Origin of the sequence: Burkholderia sp. AU16741 (assembly GCF_002223345.1) — a bacterium.
Lineage (GTDB): Bacteria > Pseudomonadota > Gammaproteobacteria > Burkholderiales > Burkholderiaceae > Burkholderia > Burkholderia sola.
In genome coordinates, this window is the sequence record NZ_NKEZ01000003.1 from 652,245 (window position 1) to 668,646 (window position 16,402).

The window sequence follows — 16,402 nt, forward strand, 5'->3', positions numbered from 1 at the left end:
ATTACGCACCCGTACGCTTGCCGGCGTCGGGGCCGTGGCGTTCGAACCAGCCGCGCGCGCGGCGCGCGAGCGAGTCGAAGCCGAGATAGATCACGGGCGTCGTAAACAGCGTGAGCACCTGCGACACGATCAGGCCGCCGGCGATCGCGATCCCGAGCGGCTGGCGCAACTCGGAACCCGCGCCGGAGCCGACGATCAGCGGCACCGCGCCGAGCAGCGCGGCGAGCGTCGTCATCAGGATCGGCCGGAAGCGCAGCAGGCACGCCTGGTAGATCGCCTCGCGCGGCGGCTTGCCTTCGACGCGTTCGGCCTCGAGCGCGAAGTCGATCATCATGATCGCGTTCTTCTTCACGATGCCGATCAGCAGCACGATGCCGATGATCCCGATGATGTCGAGGTCGTGCCCGGTGATCATCAGCGCGAGCAGCGCGCCGACGCCGGCCGACGGCAGCGTCGACAGGATCGTGATCGGGTGGATGTAGCTCTCGTACAGCACGCCGAGCACGATGTACATCGTGACGACCGCCGCGAGGATCAGGAACAACTGGTTCGACAGCGACGCCTGGAACGCGAGCGCCGCGCCCTGGAAGCGAGTCTGGAACGAGCCGGGCAGGCCGATGTCCTTCTCGGCGGCCTCGATCGCCTTGACGGCTTCGCCGAGCGACGCGCCCGGTGCGAGGTTGAACGAGATCGTCGTCGACGGGAATTGGGACAGGTGCGCGACCAGCAGCGGCGACGGCCGCTCGTGGAACGACGCGATCGACGCCAGCGGCACCTGACCGCCGCCGGCCGACGGCAGGTAGATGTCGTTCAGCGATTGCGCGTAGTGCTGCTCCTTCGGCTCCGACTCGAGAATCACGCGGTACTGGTTCGACTGCGTGAAGATCGTCGACACGATGCGCTGGCCGAACGCGTCGTATAGCGCGTTGTCGACGGTCGCCGGCGTGATGCCGAAACGCGCGGCGCTCGCGCGGTCGATCTCGATGTAGACCGACTGGCCGTTGCTCTGCAGGTCGGTCGCGACGTCGGCGAGCGACGGCTCCTGCTGCAGCCGCGCGACGAGCTTCGGCACCCAGGTCGCGAATTCGTCCGAGTTCGGGCTCGTCAGCATGAACTGATACTGCGTCGGGCTGACCGTCGAGTCGATCGTCAGGTCCTGCACCGGCTGCATGAACAGCGAAATGCCGGTGACGTTCGCGACGCGCTGCTGCAGGTCGCGGATGATCTGCGCGGCGGTTTCGGTGCGTGCGTCGCGTGCCTTCAGGTTGATCAGCATCCGGCCGCTGTTCAGCGTGATGTTGCTGCCGTCGACGCCGATGAACGACGTGAGGCTGTCGACGTTCGGGTCTTTCAGGATGGCGGCCGCGAGCGTCTGCTGGCGTTCGGCCATCGCACCGTACGAGATCGACTGCGGCGCCTGCGTGATCGCCTGGATCACGCCGGTGTCCTGCGCGGGGAAGAAGCCCTTCGGCACGTACACGTAGAGCAGGGCGGTCAGCCCGAGCGTCAGCAGCGCGACGACGAGCGTCGAGCGCTGGCGGTTCAGCACCCATTCGAGCGCGACCGCGTAGCGCGCGATCACCCAGTCGATCGCGCGGTGCACGCGCGCCTCGAAGCGGTGGCTCTCCGGCGGCGGCGAATGGCGCAGCAGCTTCGCGCACAGCATCGGCACGAGCGTGAGCGACACGATCGCCGAGATCACGATCGTCACCGCGAGCGTGATCGCGAACTCGTGGAACAGGCGCCCGACCACGTCGCCCATGAACAGCAGCGGGATCAGCACCGCGATCAGCGACACCGTCAGCGAGATGATCGTGAAGCCGATCTGCCGCGAGCCCTTCAGCGCGGCCTCGAGCCCCGTCTCGCCTTCCTCGACGTAGCGCGCGATGTTCTCGATCATCACGATCGCGTCGTCGACGACGAAGCCGGTCGCGATGGTGAGCGCCATCAGCGACAGGTTGTTCAGCGAGAAGCCGGCCATGTACATCACCGCGAGCGTGCCGATCAGCGACAGCGGCACCGACAGGCTCGGGATGATCGTCGCGTAGACGTTCGCGAGGAACAAGTACATCACCAGCACGACGAGCGCGACCGCGAGCAGCAGCTCGAACTGCACGTCGCGCACGGCCGCGCGGATCATCGTCGTGCGGTCGGTGACGATCTCGACGTCGAGCGCGGCCGGCAGCGTTTCCTGCAGCTTCGGCAACTGCGCCTTGATCGCGTCGACGGTCGCGATCACGTTCGCGCCCGGCTGGCGCTGCACGTTCAGGATGATCGCCGGGTCCGCATTCACCCACGCGCCGAGCTTGGTGTTCTCCGAGCCGGCGACGACCGTCGCGACGTCGGTCAGCATCACCGGGCGGCCGTTCTTGTACGCGACGACCGCGCTGTTGTACTGGTCGGCGCTCGTCAGCTGGTCGTTCGCGTTGATCGTGTACGCGCGCGTCGGGCCGTCGAAGTTGCCCTTCGGCGTGTTGACGTTCAGGTTCGAGATCGTCGTGCGCAGGTCGTCGAGGTTCATCCCGTACTTCGCGAGCGCGGTCGGGTTTGCCTGGATCCGCACGGCCGGGCGGTTGCCGCCCGACAGGCTGACGAGGCCGACGCCGGCGATCTGCGAGATCTTCATCGCGAGGCGCGTGTCGGCCAGATCCTGCACCTGCGTGAGCGGCAGCGTCTTCGACTTGACGGCGAGCGTCAGCACCGGCGCGTCGGCCGGGTTCACCTTCGCGTAGATCGGCGGGGCCGGCAGGTCGGACGGCAGCAGGTTGCCGGCCGCGTTGATCGCGGCCTGCACTTCCTGTTCGGCGATGTCGAGCGGCAGGTCGAGCGAGAACTGCAGCGTGATCACCGACGCGCCGGCCGAGCTTTGCGACGACATCTGGTTCAGCGACGGCATCTGCCCGAACTGGCGTTCGAGCGGCGCGGTGACCGACGACGTCATCACCTCCGGGCTCGCGCCCGGATAGAAGGTCTGGACCTGGATCGTCGGATAGTCGACCTCGGGCAGCGCGGCGAGCGGCAGGAAGCGCAGCGCGACGAGACCGGCCAGCATGATCGCCGCCATCAGGAGGGCGGTGCCGACCGGCCGGAGAATGAAGAGACGGGATGGATTCATCGAGCGGCCCGCGCGTTACTGGGCCGCGGGGGCCGCGGCCTGCGACGCGCCGTGCTTGTGTCCGCCGCGATGACCGGCGGCGCCCGAGGCACCCGACGCCGCGCTGGCGCCGTGCGTGCCCGACGCGCCCTTCGGCTTGTCGGCCGGAATCGAGATCTTCGAGCCTTCGCGCAGGCGGTCCGAGCCGTCGGTCACCACGCGCTCGCCGAGCGCGACGCCGCTGACGATGCTCGTGCGTTCGCCGTCGACCGGGCCGATCGTGACCTTGCGCACCGTCACCGTGTTGTCGGGTTTCACGACATAGACGAACTGGCCGATCGAGCCCGTCAGCACCGCGGAGGTCGGCACGATCGTCGCGTTGCGCACCACGTCGACGAGCAGCCGCGTGTTCACGAACTGATTCGGGAACAGCATGCCTGCCTTGTTATCGAAATTCGCGCGCAGCTTGACCGTGCCGGTGCTCGTGTCGATCTGGTTGTCGAAGGTCGCGAGCGAGCCGGTCTCGAGCGGCACCGTGTTGTTGCGGTTGTAGGCGGTGACCGACAGCTTCTGGCCCGCGTTCACCTGCTTGAGGATCTGCGGCAGGTTGTCTTCCGACGTCGTGAAGATCACGCTCATCGGCTGCAACTGCGTGATCACGACGATGCCGTTGGTGTCGCCGGGCGTCACGTAGTTGCCGGGGTCGACCTGGCGCAGGCCGACGCGGCCCGAGACGGGCGCCGTGATGCGCGCATACGTGAGATTGAGCTTCGCCGAATCGATCGCGGCCTGGTCGGTCTTCACCGCGCCTTCGTACTGCTTGACGAGCGACGCCTGCGTATCGACCGTTTGCGACGCGATCGAGTCCTGCGACAGCAGCGTCTGGTAACGCCTCAGGTCGAGGCGGGCCGTCGCGAGCAGCGCCTCATCGCGCGCATGCGTGCCTTCGGCGTTCTCGAGCGCGACCTGGTACGGGCGCGGGTCGATCTGCGCGAGCACGTCGCCTTTCTTGACGAGCTGGCCTTCCTGGAACGACACCGACTGCAGGTAGCCCGACAGCTGCGTCTTCACCGTCACGTTCGCGAGCGGCGTGACGGTGCCGAGCGCGGACAGCACGATCGGCATCTCGCCCTGCGTCGCGGTCGCGACCTGCACCGGCTGCGGAATGTTCGCCATCGCCGCAGGGCCGCCGCGGCCCCGATGGCTGCCCGCGGCGGCGCTGGCGCCCGCGCCTTTCGCGGTGCTGCCGGCCGCCGGCGTGCGGCTCCACGGGTGCCACCACAACAGGCCGCCGATCACGACGACCGCGACGGTGCCGATCAGCAGCGTGCGGCGCGGGCGCCGGGCGACAGCGGGTGCGGGGTCTTTCGAAGGGGGCGTGGGCTTTTGTTCGTTATCCATCGTGTTCTGTCAGGAAGACGGCGCGGCGGGCCGGAAATCGGGCTGCTGGCCGCGCGTGGGCGTGCGGGTGACGGGACGGGGCGGCCCGGCTCGGTCCGGGGCCCCGCCGATCCGCGCGGGAAAAGAGCGGTGCGCACCGCGAGTGCGGCGCGACGATGGGCATGATCCTACGTGCCGTCCCCGTTACAGTCCAGCGGTCTATCTTTCAACGGGTTACGGTCGTTACACAACGCGACGGCGCGATGACGAAACGATTACAGGCCGATGCGCCGGGCCGGCGCGCCGCCGATTTCGCGGGTGATTTTCGCGATGCATTCCTGCAGCGCGGGCACCACGTGTTCCCGCAGCCATTCGGGCGGGCACTGATGCGCGGCGCCGCCGCAATTCACCGAGTAGCGCTGGCCCGACGGGCCGACGAAACCGGCCGCGACCGCATTGAGCCCTTCGCGCCATTCGCCGATCGCGATCGCGTGGCCGTCGCGCATCGCTTCGTCGAGCGCGGGCGTCAGGCGGGCGGATACGTGCGGCCAGTCGTCGCCGGCGGTGGCGCGCAGCGACTCGAGCAGCAGGCGGCGTTCGTCGTCCTCGAGCGCGGCGAGATACGCGCGGCCCACGGCCGTCCGCGCGATGTCCATCCGCGAGCCGATTTCGAGGCGCGTGACGAGCACGGCCGAGCGCGGGCGGATCACGTCGATCGCGACCATGTCGAGCCGGTCGCGCACCGCGAGGTGCACGGACAGCGACGTGCGCTCGGCCAGCTCGATCATGAACGGCCGCGAGCGCGCGCGGATGTCGAAGTTGCGCAGGAAGCCGTGGCTCAGTTCGAGCACCGACGCGGTGAGCACGAAGCGCTCGCTGTCGGGCAACTGGAACAGGAAGCCGGCGCTGACGAGGGTCGCGGTGATGCGCGAGACGGTCGGCTTCGGGATGCCGGTCAATTCGGTCAGTTCGCGGTTGCTGACGGGGGCGTCGGCAGCCGCGATGCGGCGCAGCACGGCGAGACCGCGGGCAAGGGCGGTGATCTCGTCGGGCGACGATTCACGGTCCCGCGACGCGGGCGAGGTTACAGGTGTCGACACGAGGGATTCTCTCTAATTCCGAAACTCGATTTCAATTTTGTTGGTATTGTAGGACTATTGTCAAAGGATGCACGTTCCGCGGGCGATCCGGTCACTGGATGAGATTTTACGGGTTCACCCTTGGTTTATTAGGAAAACGCTCAAAAGAGCATTGCCGGAAAGTGCATGAACCGGTGCAAATACCGCTTGACTTGTCGGGCGGAAACGGAAAGAATGTCTCACGTTTTCGAAACATCGTTTCAAGAGTTTAACCGGCAACGATGTTTTGCGCAGTCTCTCAGGTTCTAGCACGGCCCTCGGAATGGCTAGAACTTTTTTAGCGCCACGGTCTCCGTGGCGCTTTTTTTTGCCCGTCTTTTCGACCGTCCGCCCGGACGCGTCAGGCCCGTATTATCCCCTCATCGCCGCAAACACCCGCGCTGGCCGGTGTCGCGCCTGCTTGCGCGCGCGATTTGCGCCGCCAGCACGATTGCCGCACGCAAAAAAAAGCGCGATGCCCGCAGGGGGCATCGCGCGTGAAACGGCGTGGAGCGCCGACGAATGAACGATGATGAAGAAAGGGGCGGGCGTGCCCGGCTGACGAGCAACGCCCCCTCGCGCGCGGCCGATCAGCCTTTCGCGAGCTTGATGCCGGTCTGCTCGGCCGTCAGGTAGCCGACGCTGGCGCCGAAGCGATCCTTGTAGTTCGCGCGCACCAGCGGATCGAGCGTCGGCTTGACCTTGTCGTGCAGCGGCGATTCCCAGTCGCCCACGTGCTGGAAGTTGCTCATGATGTACGTCCAGCCGTTGATCTCGTCGACCGCGTGCAGGCCCGTCGATTCGGCGCCGGCCGGGCACGACAGCACGCGCGCGAGCGACTTCGTGTCGACGTTGTAGGCCCACAGGAAGTTGTTCACGTGCATGCCCGAGTCTTCGCCGATGAACAGCGTGCGCAGCTTTTCGGAGAACTTCAGGTTGTCCGGGTTCGCGATCTTGTCCGGGTTCGCGAGGTTGCCGAGCGCATCGGCCACGGCGAGATCCTCGCCGACCAGCGCGGCCGGCGCGCCCATGTCGACCGGCACCCATTCGCTGTCGATCGCGGCGCCCGTCGTATCGCGCTGGCCGGCCTTCAGGTTCAGCGCGTAGACGGCGCCCGCGGCGATCTTCTTGTCGATCGCGACGTCGCGCGACACCGCGTTGCCCTTGACCATCGACGTTTCGATCCGCGACATCGCCGTGTAGACGATCTTGTCCTTCGCGTTCACGGTCGTGCCTTCGAGCTTCGTGAACGCCATGCTGCCGCCGAGCAGCGCCGCGTAGCGGTGCGTCTCGAGGAACGCGGCCGCCTTTTCCATCCCCGGCTTCACGCGCATCCAGTTGAACTTGCCGCCGAAGTGGATCTTCGTGTAGCTCGCATCGTTCGGATCGGTGGTCACCAGATCCATGATGTCCGACGCCTTCAGCGTATTCGCGAGCGCTTCGATCTCGCCGCTGGTCGCGTGGCCGATCCTGATCCACGTGAGCGTCGCGGTGCCCGCGCCGGCGGACGACGTCTGCGTCCACTTCGCGACGTACAGCGTGCCGGCCGACAGGTCGGCCGCCTTGTCCGCGACGAACATGAACAGGCCGCCGTTGGTGGCGTCGTCGCCCATCATCACGGTGCGCTGGTCCGGCATCACCTGGATCAGCTCGTGCGAGATGCGGCCGAGGCAGTAGTGCTTCTTCACGGTGCCGGTGCCGTCCGGATTCACGGTGATCTCGGGCAGGTGGCCGTAGTGGTAGGGGTTGGCCTTCGTCTCGTCGCCGAACGTGTTCTTGCTGAATGCCTTGAACTGCGCGTCGGTCGCGGCCTTCGTCGCGTCCGGCTCGTATTCCTCGCTCGACAGGTGCGTGCCCCACGGCGACAGGCTCGCGCCGCAGGTGATCCACAGGCCGTGCGCCTTCGACGTGTCGACGTTGTGGTACTTCACGACCTTCAGCGCGCCGGTGGCCGGGTCCTGGTCGAGCGTGATCACCGCGATCGGCGACGGCAACTGGCCGTACTGCGACACGCTCGCCTGGTCGCGCGTCGTGTATTCGAACTGCACGACCGCGAACACCGCGTTGCCCTTCACGCCGGGCACGTTCGCGTTCTTCAGCGTGAGCAGCGAACTGCCGTCCGGGCAGTCGGAATAGAACTGGCGTTCCTTGCCCGCGACCGAGCGATCGATGATCGGCTGGTTGTTGATGTCGTAGTAGCCGCCCGCGAGCGTCGTGCCGCCGTTGCCGTCCGGCACCAGATCACCCGTCACGAAGAACGGCTTGTACGCGAGCTTGAAGTTGCGCGACGAGCCGTCCGAGAACGACACCGACAGCGTCGAGCCGACCGTCGTCGTGGCCATCGCGGCCGCGTTGTCGAGCGTCGGCGCGGCCATCGCCGAGAATGCCGCCGACGTATAGGCAGCGGCGACCGGCGTCGACGCGGGATCGTCGTCGCCGCCGCAACCCGTCAGCAGGGCGGGCAGCGCGAGGCCGGAAAGGGGAAGCATCGGCGCGCCGGCGAGGATCTTCAGGGCCTGACGACGGGAAGCATTGGGCAACGCGGGCATGTGGAGTCCAGTTTCGGTGGTTGGAAGCATGGCCTTCGCGAAGCACGCGAGCGGCAAGCTTCGCGAAGGCGTATTGAAAACTGGACCGAAGTGTAAGGACGCTAGATGAAAGTTTTTTGAATCGAAAACGTAATGATGCGTCGGGCGTCCGTCGGGTGAGCTGACGGACGCCGGCCGCAAGCGTTTGCGCTCAATCGCGCTCCGGCGTGGCCGAGATGCGGTGAATCGACAGGTCCGCGCCGTCGAATTCGGCTTCGCGATCGAGACGCAGGCCGACCGTCGCCTTCAGCGCGCCGTAGACGAGCGTGCCGCCCACGGTCGCGATCGCGATGCCGCCGAGCGTGCCGACGAGCTGCGACAGGAACGACACGCCGCCGAGCCCGCCGAGCGCGGGCAGCCCGAACACGCCGGCCGCGAGGCCGCCGAGCGCGCCGCACATCCCGTGCAGCGGCCAGACGCCGAGCACGTCGTCGATGCGCCACCGGTTCTGCACGCAGGTGAACATCGCGACGAACAGCGCGCCGGCCGCGGCGCCCGTGACGAGCGCGCCGATCGGGTGCATCACGTCGGAGCCCGCGCATACCGCGACGAGGCCCGCGAGCGGCCCGTTGTAGGTGAAGCCCGGGTCGTTGCGGCCGGCCATCCACGCGGCGAGCGTGCCGCCGACCATCGCCATCAGCGAGTTCACCGCGACGAGGCCGCTGATCTTGTCGAGCGTCTGCGCGCTCATCACGTTGAAGCCGAACCAGCCGACCGCGAGCACCCACGCGCCGAGCGCGAGGAACGGGATGTTCGACGGCGGGTGCGCGGCGATCCGGCCGTCCTTCGCATAGCGGCCATGGCGCGCGCCGAGCAGCAGCACGGCCGGCAGCGCGACCCAGCCGCCGAACGCATGCACGACGACCGAGCCCGCGAAGTCGTGGAACGGCGCGCCGAACGCGTGCGTGAGCCAGGCTTGCACACCGAAGCGCTCGTTCCACGCGATTCCTTCGAAGAACGGATAGATGAAGCCGACGATGATCAGCGTGGCGACGAGCTGCGGATTGAACTTCGCGCGCTCGGCGATGCCGCCGGACACGATCGCCGGGATCGCCGCCGCGAACGTCAGCAGGAAGAAGAAGCGCACGAGCGCGTAGCCGTTGTGCTGCGACAGCGTGCCGATGTCGTCGAAGAATTCGACGCCGTACGCGATCGTATAGCCGATGAGGAAATACGCGAGCGTCGACACCGAGAAGTCGACCAGGATCTTCACGAGCGCGTTGACCTGGTTCTTCTTGCGGACCGTGCCGAGTTCGAGAAATGCGAAGCCCGCGTGCATCGCGAGCACCATGACGGCGCCGATCAACAGGAACAGTGTGTCGACGCCGGATTTCAGACCATCCATGCCGTGGCTTCCTTGCGCAAAAACGGGCGAAGAATGCAAGTATCGAGCCAACGTGGTGAACGATTGCGTGGAATTGGTGCCCGCGCTCCCGCGCGATGCGGTATTCCGGTGAATCGTGCACGGGATCGGGGCGTGATCCGCGTGGGCCGCGGCGGGTGCCCGGTGCACGGACGTGGTGCGGTGTGTATCGAACTGGTGCGTACGACGAACGAGGTGGGGCGGCTGGGCGCGTTGACGCGCACCGATCTGGCGCGTCAGTGCCGCGGGAAGAGGGTGGGCGGCCGGCGCAGCCGCAGCGCGCACGCGGACCAGTACGCGGCGACGGTCGCCAGCCCGAGCGCGGCGAACGCGAGCGCGGCGAAGCTGGCGAGGGACTGGCCGTCGCCGTCGGCGCCGAGGATGCCTTGCGCGACGATCAGCGCGGCCGTCCAGAACCCGATCACGGCCTGCGTGAGCAGGCGCGCACAGGCGATGCGGCGCGGCCGGCCGGATTCGGCGAGCCGGCGCGCCGATGGCGCACGCAGGCACAGGAACAGGGTGGCGGCGAGCAGCGCGGCCAGGGCGATGAGCCAATCAACGAGGAAAGCCATACGGGGAAAAGGGGGCAGGTACGAAGCGGATTGAAGCGTGCCCACTTTAGAGGCGTGGCGCGTGCGATTGAATCAGACGAATCCGAAATTGAAAGGCATTTTTAATGGCGGGTCGTCATTGGGCCTGTTCCACAGGCGGTATCATCGACCCCGGTCCAACCACGAGGTCGCGCCAGGCGCGGCCGGAGATTGCTGATGAACATGAAGACATCGCGGGCGCGTCGCGCGCCCGGGTCCGTGCTGGCGGCCGTGGCCGCCGGTGCGCTGTTGTTGCTCGCGGGGTGCGAGAAGTCCGGCACGCCGGCCACGCAAGCCGATACGGCCGCGAGCGCGGCCGCCGATGCTGCGAACAATGCGGCCAAGGCGCTCGATCAGGTGGCGAGCACCGTCAATCAACAGATCAACGCGGCGAAGGCCGGCATCGCGTCCGCGGCGTCGGCCGTGCCGCCGTTGTCCGCGAGCGGCCTCGCGTCGGCCGCGCAGGCACAGTTCGACGCGGCGGCGTCCGCCGTCGTCGCGCATGCGGCTTCCGAAGCGGGCGCGAAGATCGCCGAAGCCGGCAAGAAACTCCAGCAGTGGAGCCAGCGGGGCGCCGCGGGGACCCAACCCGCGAGCGGCGAATAACGCGGGCTTGCACGATCCGTAAAATGTAATTATGATGGTTACACATGTCGCCGGTCGCGGTTTGGGGCGGCGTCGCCGAGTGAGTCACGAATGAATACCAGCAGCCGGTTCGCATTTGCCGTTCACGTGCTCGCCTTGCTGTCGATGCAGGAAGGCGCACCGTTGTCGTCCGACATCATCGCGGGCAGCGTGAATACGAATCCGGCGCTGATTCGCCGGTTGTTGTCGATGCTGGCGGCCGCAGGGCTGACCACGTCGCAACTCGGCGCGGGCGGCGGTGCGCTGCTGGCGCGCGAGCCCGGCGAGATCACGCTGCTCGACGTGTATCGCGCGGTCGACGATGCGCAATTGTTCGCGCTGCACCGCGAGGCGCCGAATCCGGCATGTCTCGTCGGGCGGCACATCCAGGGCGTGCTGACCGGCTATATCGGCGACGCGCAGCGCGCGATGGAGGCGTCGCTCGCCACGCGCACGCTCGTTGACGTGACGGCCGACATGCTGGATCGGGAGCAGCGCACGCAACGGGCGGCGCGCACCGGCGGATGACCGACGGCGGGTGCCGACGGGGGGTGCCGACGACAGGCAGGGCGGGAAGCCGGACGGCGCGCATGCGCGGCGATCGGCGCAACGGGGGCTTCGCCCCGTTTTTTTCGGCCTTATGTGTAATTAATAGTGTTACATATTTTCAACTCTGGAGAATCGATATGACGCAACGTTCGTTGAATATCGCGCTGTTCGGCGCCACCGGCATGATCGGCTCGCGCATCGCGGCGGAAGCCGTGCGGCGCGGCCACCGCGTCACGGCGCTGTCGCGCCGTCCGGGCGCATCCGGCGACGGCATCACCGCGAAGGCGGCCGACCTGTTCGACGCGGCCAGCATCGCGGTCGCGCTGCCGGGCCATGACGTCGTCGCGAGCGCGTACGGTCCGAAGCAGGAAGATGCGGCGCAGGTCGTCGCGGTCGCGAAGGCGCTGGTCGCCGGCACGCGCCAGGCCGGCTTGAAGCGGCTCGTCGTGGTGGGCGGCGCCGGTTCGCTGGAAGTCGCGCCGGGCAAGCAGCTCGTCGACACCGAAGGCTTCCCGGACGCGTACAAGGCGGTCGCGCTTGCGCACCGCGACGCACTCGACTACCTGAAGACGGTCGCCGATCTCGACTGGACCTTCTTCGCGCCGGCCGCGCTGATCGCGCCGGGCGAGCGCACGGGCAGGTTCCGCACGGGCGTCGGCAAGCTGATCGTGGACGCGCAAGGCAACAGCAAGATCTCGGCGGAAGACTACGCGGTCGCGTTCGTCGACGCGCTCGAGCAGGACAGCTTCGTGCGCGAGGTCGCGACGGTCGCGTATTGAGCGGCATGACGGCCGGTGGCGCGTGCGCGCCGGCCAGGGCGCGACGCGCAAGCCGCGACGCACCGAGCAGTCTTTCAGGCGACGCCACCCGCGTGGGTGGCGTCGCCTGTTTCATTGGCGCGGCGAGTGCGTGACGGATCGGTATTTACACCGGTCGACGCGCCGAGACAGTTTTCATATTGTTCCCCGTCGGGCAGGATGAATAGAATAAATTTCTATCGACGAGGGAAGGGAGAAATGGACGCCATCGATCGCAAGCTGCTGGAGCTGCTGCAGGCGGATGCCACGCTGCCGATCGCGGAGCTGGCACAGCGCGTGAACCTGTCGCAGACGCCGTGCTGGAAGCGCGTGCAGCGGCTGAAGGAAACCGGCGCGATTCGCGCGCAGGTCGCGCTGTGCGATCCGCGCAAGCTCGGGGTCGGCACGACCGTGTTCGTCGCGATCCGCACGAACCAGCACACCGAGGAATGGGCGCAGCGCTTCACGCAGGCGGTGCGCGACATGCCGGAAGTGGTCGAGGTCTACCGGATGAGCGGCGAGACCGATTACCTGCTGCGCGTCGTCGTGACGGGCATCGACGACTACGACCGCGTCTACAAGCAGCTGATTCGCACGGTGCCGCTGTTCGACGTCAGTTCGTCGTTCGCGATGGAGCAGATCAAGTATTCGACCGCGCTGCCCGTGCGCGATCTGGCCGAGCCCGCCTGACGGGCATGCCGCCGCGCGGCGGCGCGGCTTCAGCGGCCGCGCGCCAGTGCGCGTGCACGTTCGTCGGCCAGCGCGTCGCGTCGCACGAAATCCGCGACGAACGGGCTGGCCGGATGGTGATGCAGCGCATACGGCGTGTCCCATTGCGCGAGTTCGCCGTCCTTCATCACGCCGATCCGGTCGGCGATCGCGAACGCCTCCGCCTGGTTGTGCGTGACGAGGATCGCGGTGTGGCCCGTGCGCTTCAGGATGTCGCGCAGCTCGAACGCGAGTCGCTCGCGCGTATCGACGTCGAGATTCGAGAACGGTTCGTCGAGCAGCAGCAGTTCCGGCGACGGCGCGAGTGCGCGCGCGAGCGCGACGCGCTGCTGCTGGCCGCCCGACAGTTCGTGCGGATACGCGTCGCCGGCATCGGCGAGGCCGACGAGGTCGAGCATCTCCGCGACGCGCAGCCGCCGTTCGGCCTTCGGCATGCGCCGCAGCCCGAACGCGACGTTGTCGGCCGCGCTCAGGTGCGGGAACAGCGCGTAATCCTGGAACATCATGCCGATGCGCCGTCGCTCGGGCGGCACGTCGAGCGACGGCGCCGCGACCGGCGTGCCGTCCAGCACGATACGCCCCATGCGCACGGGTTCGAAGCCGGCGATCGCGCGCAGCACGGTGGTCTTGCCGCAGCCGGACGCACCGAGCAGGCAGCCGATCTCGCCGCGCGGCAGCGCGAGGCTCAGGCCGTCGACCACGATGCGGCGGCCGTGCGGCGTGTCGTAGGCGACGCAGAGGTCGTCGAGTTCGAGCAGGTTCACGGTGTCAGGCTCCGATCTTGTGGCGGGTGCGGGCGAGCAGGATCACGGGCACGAGCCCGGCCAGCACGATCGCGAGCGCGGCGACCGCGCCTTCTTCATAGGTGCCGCGCGCGGCTTCCGCATACAGCCAGGTCGCGAGCGTGTCGAAATTCAACGGGCGCAGCAGCAGCGTGGCCGGCAATTCCTTCATCGCATCGACGAACACCAGCAGCGCGCTCGTTGTGAGCGCGGGCCGCAACAGCGGCAGGTGGACGCGGCGCAGCGTGCCGCCGGCCGTCTCGCCGAGCGAGCGCGCGGCCTGTTCGAGCGACGGCGGAATGCGCGCGAGGCCGGCCTCGATGCCGCCGGCCGGGATCGCGAGAAAGCGCACGGTATAGGCGATTACGAGCGCGGCGGCCGAGCCCATCAGCAGCAGGCCGTCGCGGCCGAGCACCGCGCCGAACAGCCGATCGGCCGCCGCGAACGGCATCAGCAGGCCGATCGCGAGCACGGTGCCCGGCACCGCGTAGCCGAGGCTCGCGATCCGCGCGCACAGGCGGGCAGGGCCCGCCCGGGCGCTGTCGCGCTGCGTGCGCGCGGCCCACGCGACGACGAGCCCGCACGCGAGCGTCGCGGCGGTGGCGGCGGTCGCGATCGTCAGCGTGTTCGCGAGCCCCGTCATCAGTTGCGCGGACACGCCGCCGACGAGGTGCAGCCGCTTGGCCGTTTCGACCGCGAGGTACGCGGCCGGCGCGCCGAAGCCGAGCAGGACGGGCAGCCAGCCGAGCACCGCGGCGCCCAGCGCGACCGGGCCGGTCAGGCGGCGCGGCGCGATCGGCCGCATGCGCCGGCCATGCGCGTAGCGCTGACGGCGGCGCCCGTAGCGTTCGAGCGCGATCATGCCGACGACGATCGCGAGCATCGCGAGTGCGATCTGCGCGGCGCCGGCGAGATCGGAGCGCGTGATCCACGTCGTATAGACGGACACGGTCAGCGTCTGCACGCCGAGGAACTCCGAGGCGCCGATATCGTTCAGCGTTTCGAGCAGTGCGAGGCTCACGCCAACCGCGATCGCCGGCCGGGCAAGCGGCACGACGACGCGCCAGAACGTCGCGACGCGGCCGGCGCCGAGCGTGCGCGCGGCTTCGAGCAGGCTCGCGGATTGCGTGACGAACATCGCGCGCGTGCTCAGATAGACGTACGGATACAGCACGAAGCCGAGCACGAAGATCGCGCCGGGCAGCGAGCGCAGGTCGGGCAGGCGGAACTGCCGCGGGCTGTCGAAGCCGAGCAGCCAGCGGATCGCGCCCTGCACGGGGCCGATCGGATGCAGCAGGTCGAGATACGCGAACGCGACGATGTAGGTGGGGACGGCGAGCGGTAGCAGCAGCGCCCAGGTCAGGATCCGGCGGCCGGGAAAATCGTACGCGGTGACGAGCCAGGCGCAGCCGGTACCGACGATCGACACGATCGTGCCGACTCCGGCGAGCAGCAGCAGCGTATTGACGAGCGCCTGCGGCAGCACGAATTCGGCGAGATGCCGCCAGTGCGCGAGATCGGCGTCGAACGCGGCGGCCACGAGCACCGCGACCGGCGCCGCGACCGCCGCGGCGATCGTCAACGCCGCGAGCAGCCACAGGCTGCCCGCGCGTAGTCGCGGCCGCGGACGTGGGCCGCGCGGCTCGCGGCAGGCGCGGGCCGCGGGCGATGCGTCAGTTGTCAAAGCCGACCTTGTCGACGAGCTGGCTCGCCTGCTTGCGATGCTTCGCGATATCCGCGAGCGGCAGCGGGTCGACCTTCAGCGTGCCGAAGCTCGCGATCACCGGGTCGAGCTTCACGTTCGCGCGCACCGGATATTCGTAGTTCGCCTGCGCATACAGCGCCTGCGCTTCCGGCGACACCAGGTATTCGAGCAGCTTCACCGCGTTGGCCTTGTGCGGCGCGTGCTTTGCCACCGTCGCGCCGCTGATGTTCACGTGCGTGCCGCCGCTCTTCGCATTCGCGAACGTCGGGCGCACGACCTTGATCGCGTCGCCCCATTTGCGCGCATCGCTGCCGGCCTCGGCATGCTTCATGTGGCCGACGTAGTACGCGTTCGCGAGGCCGACGTCGCAGATGCCGCCGAGGATGTCGCGCGCGACGTCGCGGTCGCCGCCGGTCGCCTTGCGCGCGAGGTTCGCCTTCACGCCACGCAGCCATGTCTCGGTCGCGGCCTCGCCGTCGTGCGCGATCATCGCCGCGACGAGCGCGGTGTTATACGGATGCTGGCCCGAGCGGATGCAGACCTTGCCCTTCCATTTCGGATCGGCGAGATCCTCGTAGCGGAACGCATCGACCTTCAGGTCTTTTTCGACGTACAGCACGCGATCGCGTAGCGACAGCGCGTACCAGTCGCCGTTCGCGCCGCGCAGGTTCGCGGGGATCGCGTCGTCGAGCGCCTTCGAGCGCACCGGCTGCGTGAGCCCGCCGTCGACGAGGTCGAGCAGGTTGCCGACGTCGACCGTCATCAGCACGTCGGCCGGCGATTGCGCGCCTTCCGCCTTCACGCGTTCGAGCAGGCCGTCCTTCACGAACACCGTGTTGACCTTGACGCCGCTCTGCTTCGTGAACGCGTCGATGAGCGGCTGGATCAGCTTCGGCTCGCGGGTGGTGTACAGGCTCACTTCCTCGGCCGCCTGGGCAAGCGGCGCGAAGGCGGCCGCGGTCAGGGCGAGGGCGCCGGCGAGCGGCAGCAGGCGGGTGCGCGGATTCGACATGGAGACTCCGGTGCGGCAGGTGGACGAGGGAGCGTTCCGCGGCGCGCCTGCCGCCCGCGCGACCCGAAGCA

At 68.2% G+C, this 16,402-nt stretch carries 13 protein-coding genes; 4 read left to right on the forward strand and 9 right to left on the reverse strand.

Annotated features, from left to right (window positions below):
* Position 1: 1 nt before the first annotated feature.
* The 6 genes from CFB89_RS05550 to CFB89_RS05575 all read right to left on the reverse strand — a co-directional run bounded on the left by CFB89_RS05550 (position 2) and on the right by CFB89_RS05575 (position 10,115).
* Positions 2–3,115 carry an MdtB/MuxB family multidrug efflux RND transporter permease subunit gene (locus tag CFB89_RS05550; protein WP_089467039.1) on the reverse strand — a complete coding sequence of 1,038 codons (3,114 nt, stop codon included), beginning with the start codon at positions 3,113–3,115 and terminating at the stop codon, positions 2–4.
* Positions 3,116–3,130: 15 nt separating this feature from the next.
* Positions 3,131–4,495 (reverse strand): MdtA/MuxA family multidrug efflux RND transporter periplasmic adaptor subunit, encoded by a 1,365-nt coding sequence (locus CFB89_RS05555; RefSeq protein ID WP_089467040.1) that lies wholly within the window; start codon positions 4,493–4,495, stop codon positions 3,131–3,133.
* A 254-nt stretch (positions 4,496–4,749) separates the two neighbouring features.
* Positions 4,750–5,574 (reverse strand): IclR family transcriptional regulator, encoded by an 825-nt coding sequence (locus CFB89_RS05560; RefSeq protein ID WP_089467041.1) that lies wholly within the window; start codon positions 5,572–5,574, stop codon positions 4,750–4,752.
* 608 nt (positions 5,575–6,182) lie between these two features.
* Positions 6,183–8,141 (reverse strand): PhoX family phosphatase, encoded by a 1,959-nt coding sequence (locus CFB89_RS05565; RefSeq protein WP_089467042.1) that lies wholly within the window; start codon positions 8,139–8,141, stop codon positions 6,183–6,185.
* 190 nt (positions 8,142–8,331) lie between these two features.
* Positions 8,332–9,525 (reverse strand): ammonium transporter, encoded by a 1,194-nt coding sequence (locus CFB89_RS05570; protein WP_089467043.1) that lies wholly within the window; start codon positions 9,523–9,525, stop codon positions 8,332–8,334.
* 254 nt (positions 9,526–9,779) lie between these two features.
* Positions 9,780–10,115 (reverse strand): hypothetical protein, encoded by a 336-nt coding sequence (locus CFB89_RS05575; protein ID WP_089467044.1) that lies wholly within the window; start codon positions 10,113–10,115, stop codon positions 9,780–9,782.
* Positions 10,116–10,310: 195 nt separating this feature from the next.
* Here CFB89_RS05575 and CFB89_RS05580 point away from each other — a divergent pair, with 195 nt between their 5' ends.
* The 4 genes from CFB89_RS05580 to CFB89_RS05595 all read left to right on the forward strand — a co-directional run bounded on the left by CFB89_RS05580 (position 10,311) and on the right by CFB89_RS05595 (position 12,793).
* Entirely contained in the window at positions 10,311–10,739 is a 429-nt protein-coding gene (locus CFB89_RS05580) for a hypothetical protein (protein WP_089467045.1), read from the forward strand.
* A gap of 90 nt (positions 10,740–10,829) precedes the next feature.
* A complete protein-coding gene (locus CFB89_RS05585) occupies positions 10,830–11,285 on the forward strand; it encodes an Rrf2 family transcriptional regulator (protein WP_089467046.1) in 456 nt (151 codons plus the stop codon).
* A gap of 158 nt (positions 11,286–11,443) precedes the next feature.
* Complete coding sequence (locus tag CFB89_RS05590) at positions 11,444–12,085, forward strand: NAD(P)-dependent oxidoreductase (RefSeq protein WP_089467047.1); 642 nt, start codon at positions 11,444–11,446, stop codon at positions 12,083–12,085.
* Between the two features lie 237 nt (positions 12,086–12,322).
* Positions 12,323–12,793 (forward strand): Lrp/AsnC family transcriptional regulator, encoded by a 471-nt coding sequence (locus CFB89_RS05595; RefSeq protein ID WP_089467048.1) that lies wholly within the window; start codon positions 12,323–12,325, stop codon positions 12,791–12,793.
* A gap of 29 nt (positions 12,794–12,822) precedes the next feature.
* Here CFB89_RS05595 and CFB89_RS05600 read toward each other — a convergent pair whose 3' ends face one another.
* Genes CFB89_RS05600 through CFB89_RS05610 form a run of 3 tightly spaced genes read right to left on the reverse strand, consistent with a single transcriptional unit; the run spans position 12,823 to position 16,331 of the window.
* Positions 12,823–13,596: an ABC transporter ATP-binding protein gene (locus CFB89_RS05600; RefSeq protein WP_089467049.1), complete on the reverse strand. Its 774-nt coding sequence runs from the start codon at positions 13,594–13,596 to the stop codon at positions 12,823–12,825.
* Positions 13,597–13,600: 4 nt separating this feature from the next.
* Positions 13,601–15,298, reverse strand: a complete 1,698-nt coding sequence (locus CFB89_RS05605; protein ID WP_089467050.1) for an iron ABC transporter permease — start codon at positions 15,296–15,298, stop codon at positions 13,601–13,603.
* Positions 15,288–16,331: a Fe(3+) ABC transporter substrate-binding protein gene (locus tag CFB89_RS05610; RefSeq protein ID WP_089467051.1), complete on the reverse strand. Its 1,044-nt coding sequence runs from the start codon at positions 16,329–16,331 to the stop codon at positions 15,288–15,290. Before CFB89_RS05610 ends, CFB89_RS05605 begins: the two co-directional genes overlap by 11 nt.
* Positions 16,332–16,402 lie beyond the last annotated feature (71 nt).

Excerpts from the sequence above, each read along its gene's own strand:
- CFB89_RS05595 (WP_089467048.1), top strand. The coding sequence starts at position 12,323 with ATGGACGCCATCGATCGCAAGCTGCTGGAGCTGCTGCAGGCGGATGCC.
- CFB89_RS05555 (WP_089467040.1), bottom strand. The coding sequence starts at position 4,495 with ATGGATAACGAACAAAAGCCCACGCCCCCTTCGAAAGACCCCGCACCC.
- CFB89_RS05570 (WP_089467043.1), bottom strand. The coding sequence starts at position 9,525 with ATGGATGGTCTGAAATCCGGCGTCGACACACTGTTCCTGTTGATCGGC.
- CFB89_RS05590 (WP_089467047.1), top strand. The coding sequence starts at position 11,444 with ATGACGCAACGTTCGTTGAATATCGCGCTGTTCGGCGCCACCGGCATG.
- CFB89_RS05585 (WP_089467046.1), top strand. The coding sequence starts at position 10,830 with ATGAATACCAGCAGCCGGTTCGCATTTGCCGTTCACGTGCTCGCCTTG.
- CFB89_RS05575 (WP_089467044.1), bottom strand. The coding sequence starts at position 10,115 with ATGGCTTTCCTCGTTGATTGGCTCATCGCCCTGGCCGCGCTGCTCGCC.
- CFB89_RS05565 (WP_089467042.1), bottom strand. The coding sequence starts at position 8,141 with ATGCCCGCGTTGCCCAATGCTTCCCGTCGTCAGGCCCTGAAGATCCTC.
- CFB89_RS05610 (WP_089467051.1), bottom strand. The coding sequence starts at position 16,331 with ATGTCGAATCCGCGCACCCGCCTGCTGCCGCTCGCCGGCGCCCTCGCC.
- CFB89_RS05580 (WP_089467045.1), top strand. The coding sequence starts at position 10,311 with ATGAACATGAAGACATCGCGGGCGCGTCGCGCGCCCGGGTCCGTGCTG.
- CFB89_RS05550 (WP_089467039.1), bottom strand. The coding sequence starts at position 3,115 with ATGAATCCATCCCGTCTCTTCATTCTCCGGCCGGTCGGCACCGCCCTC.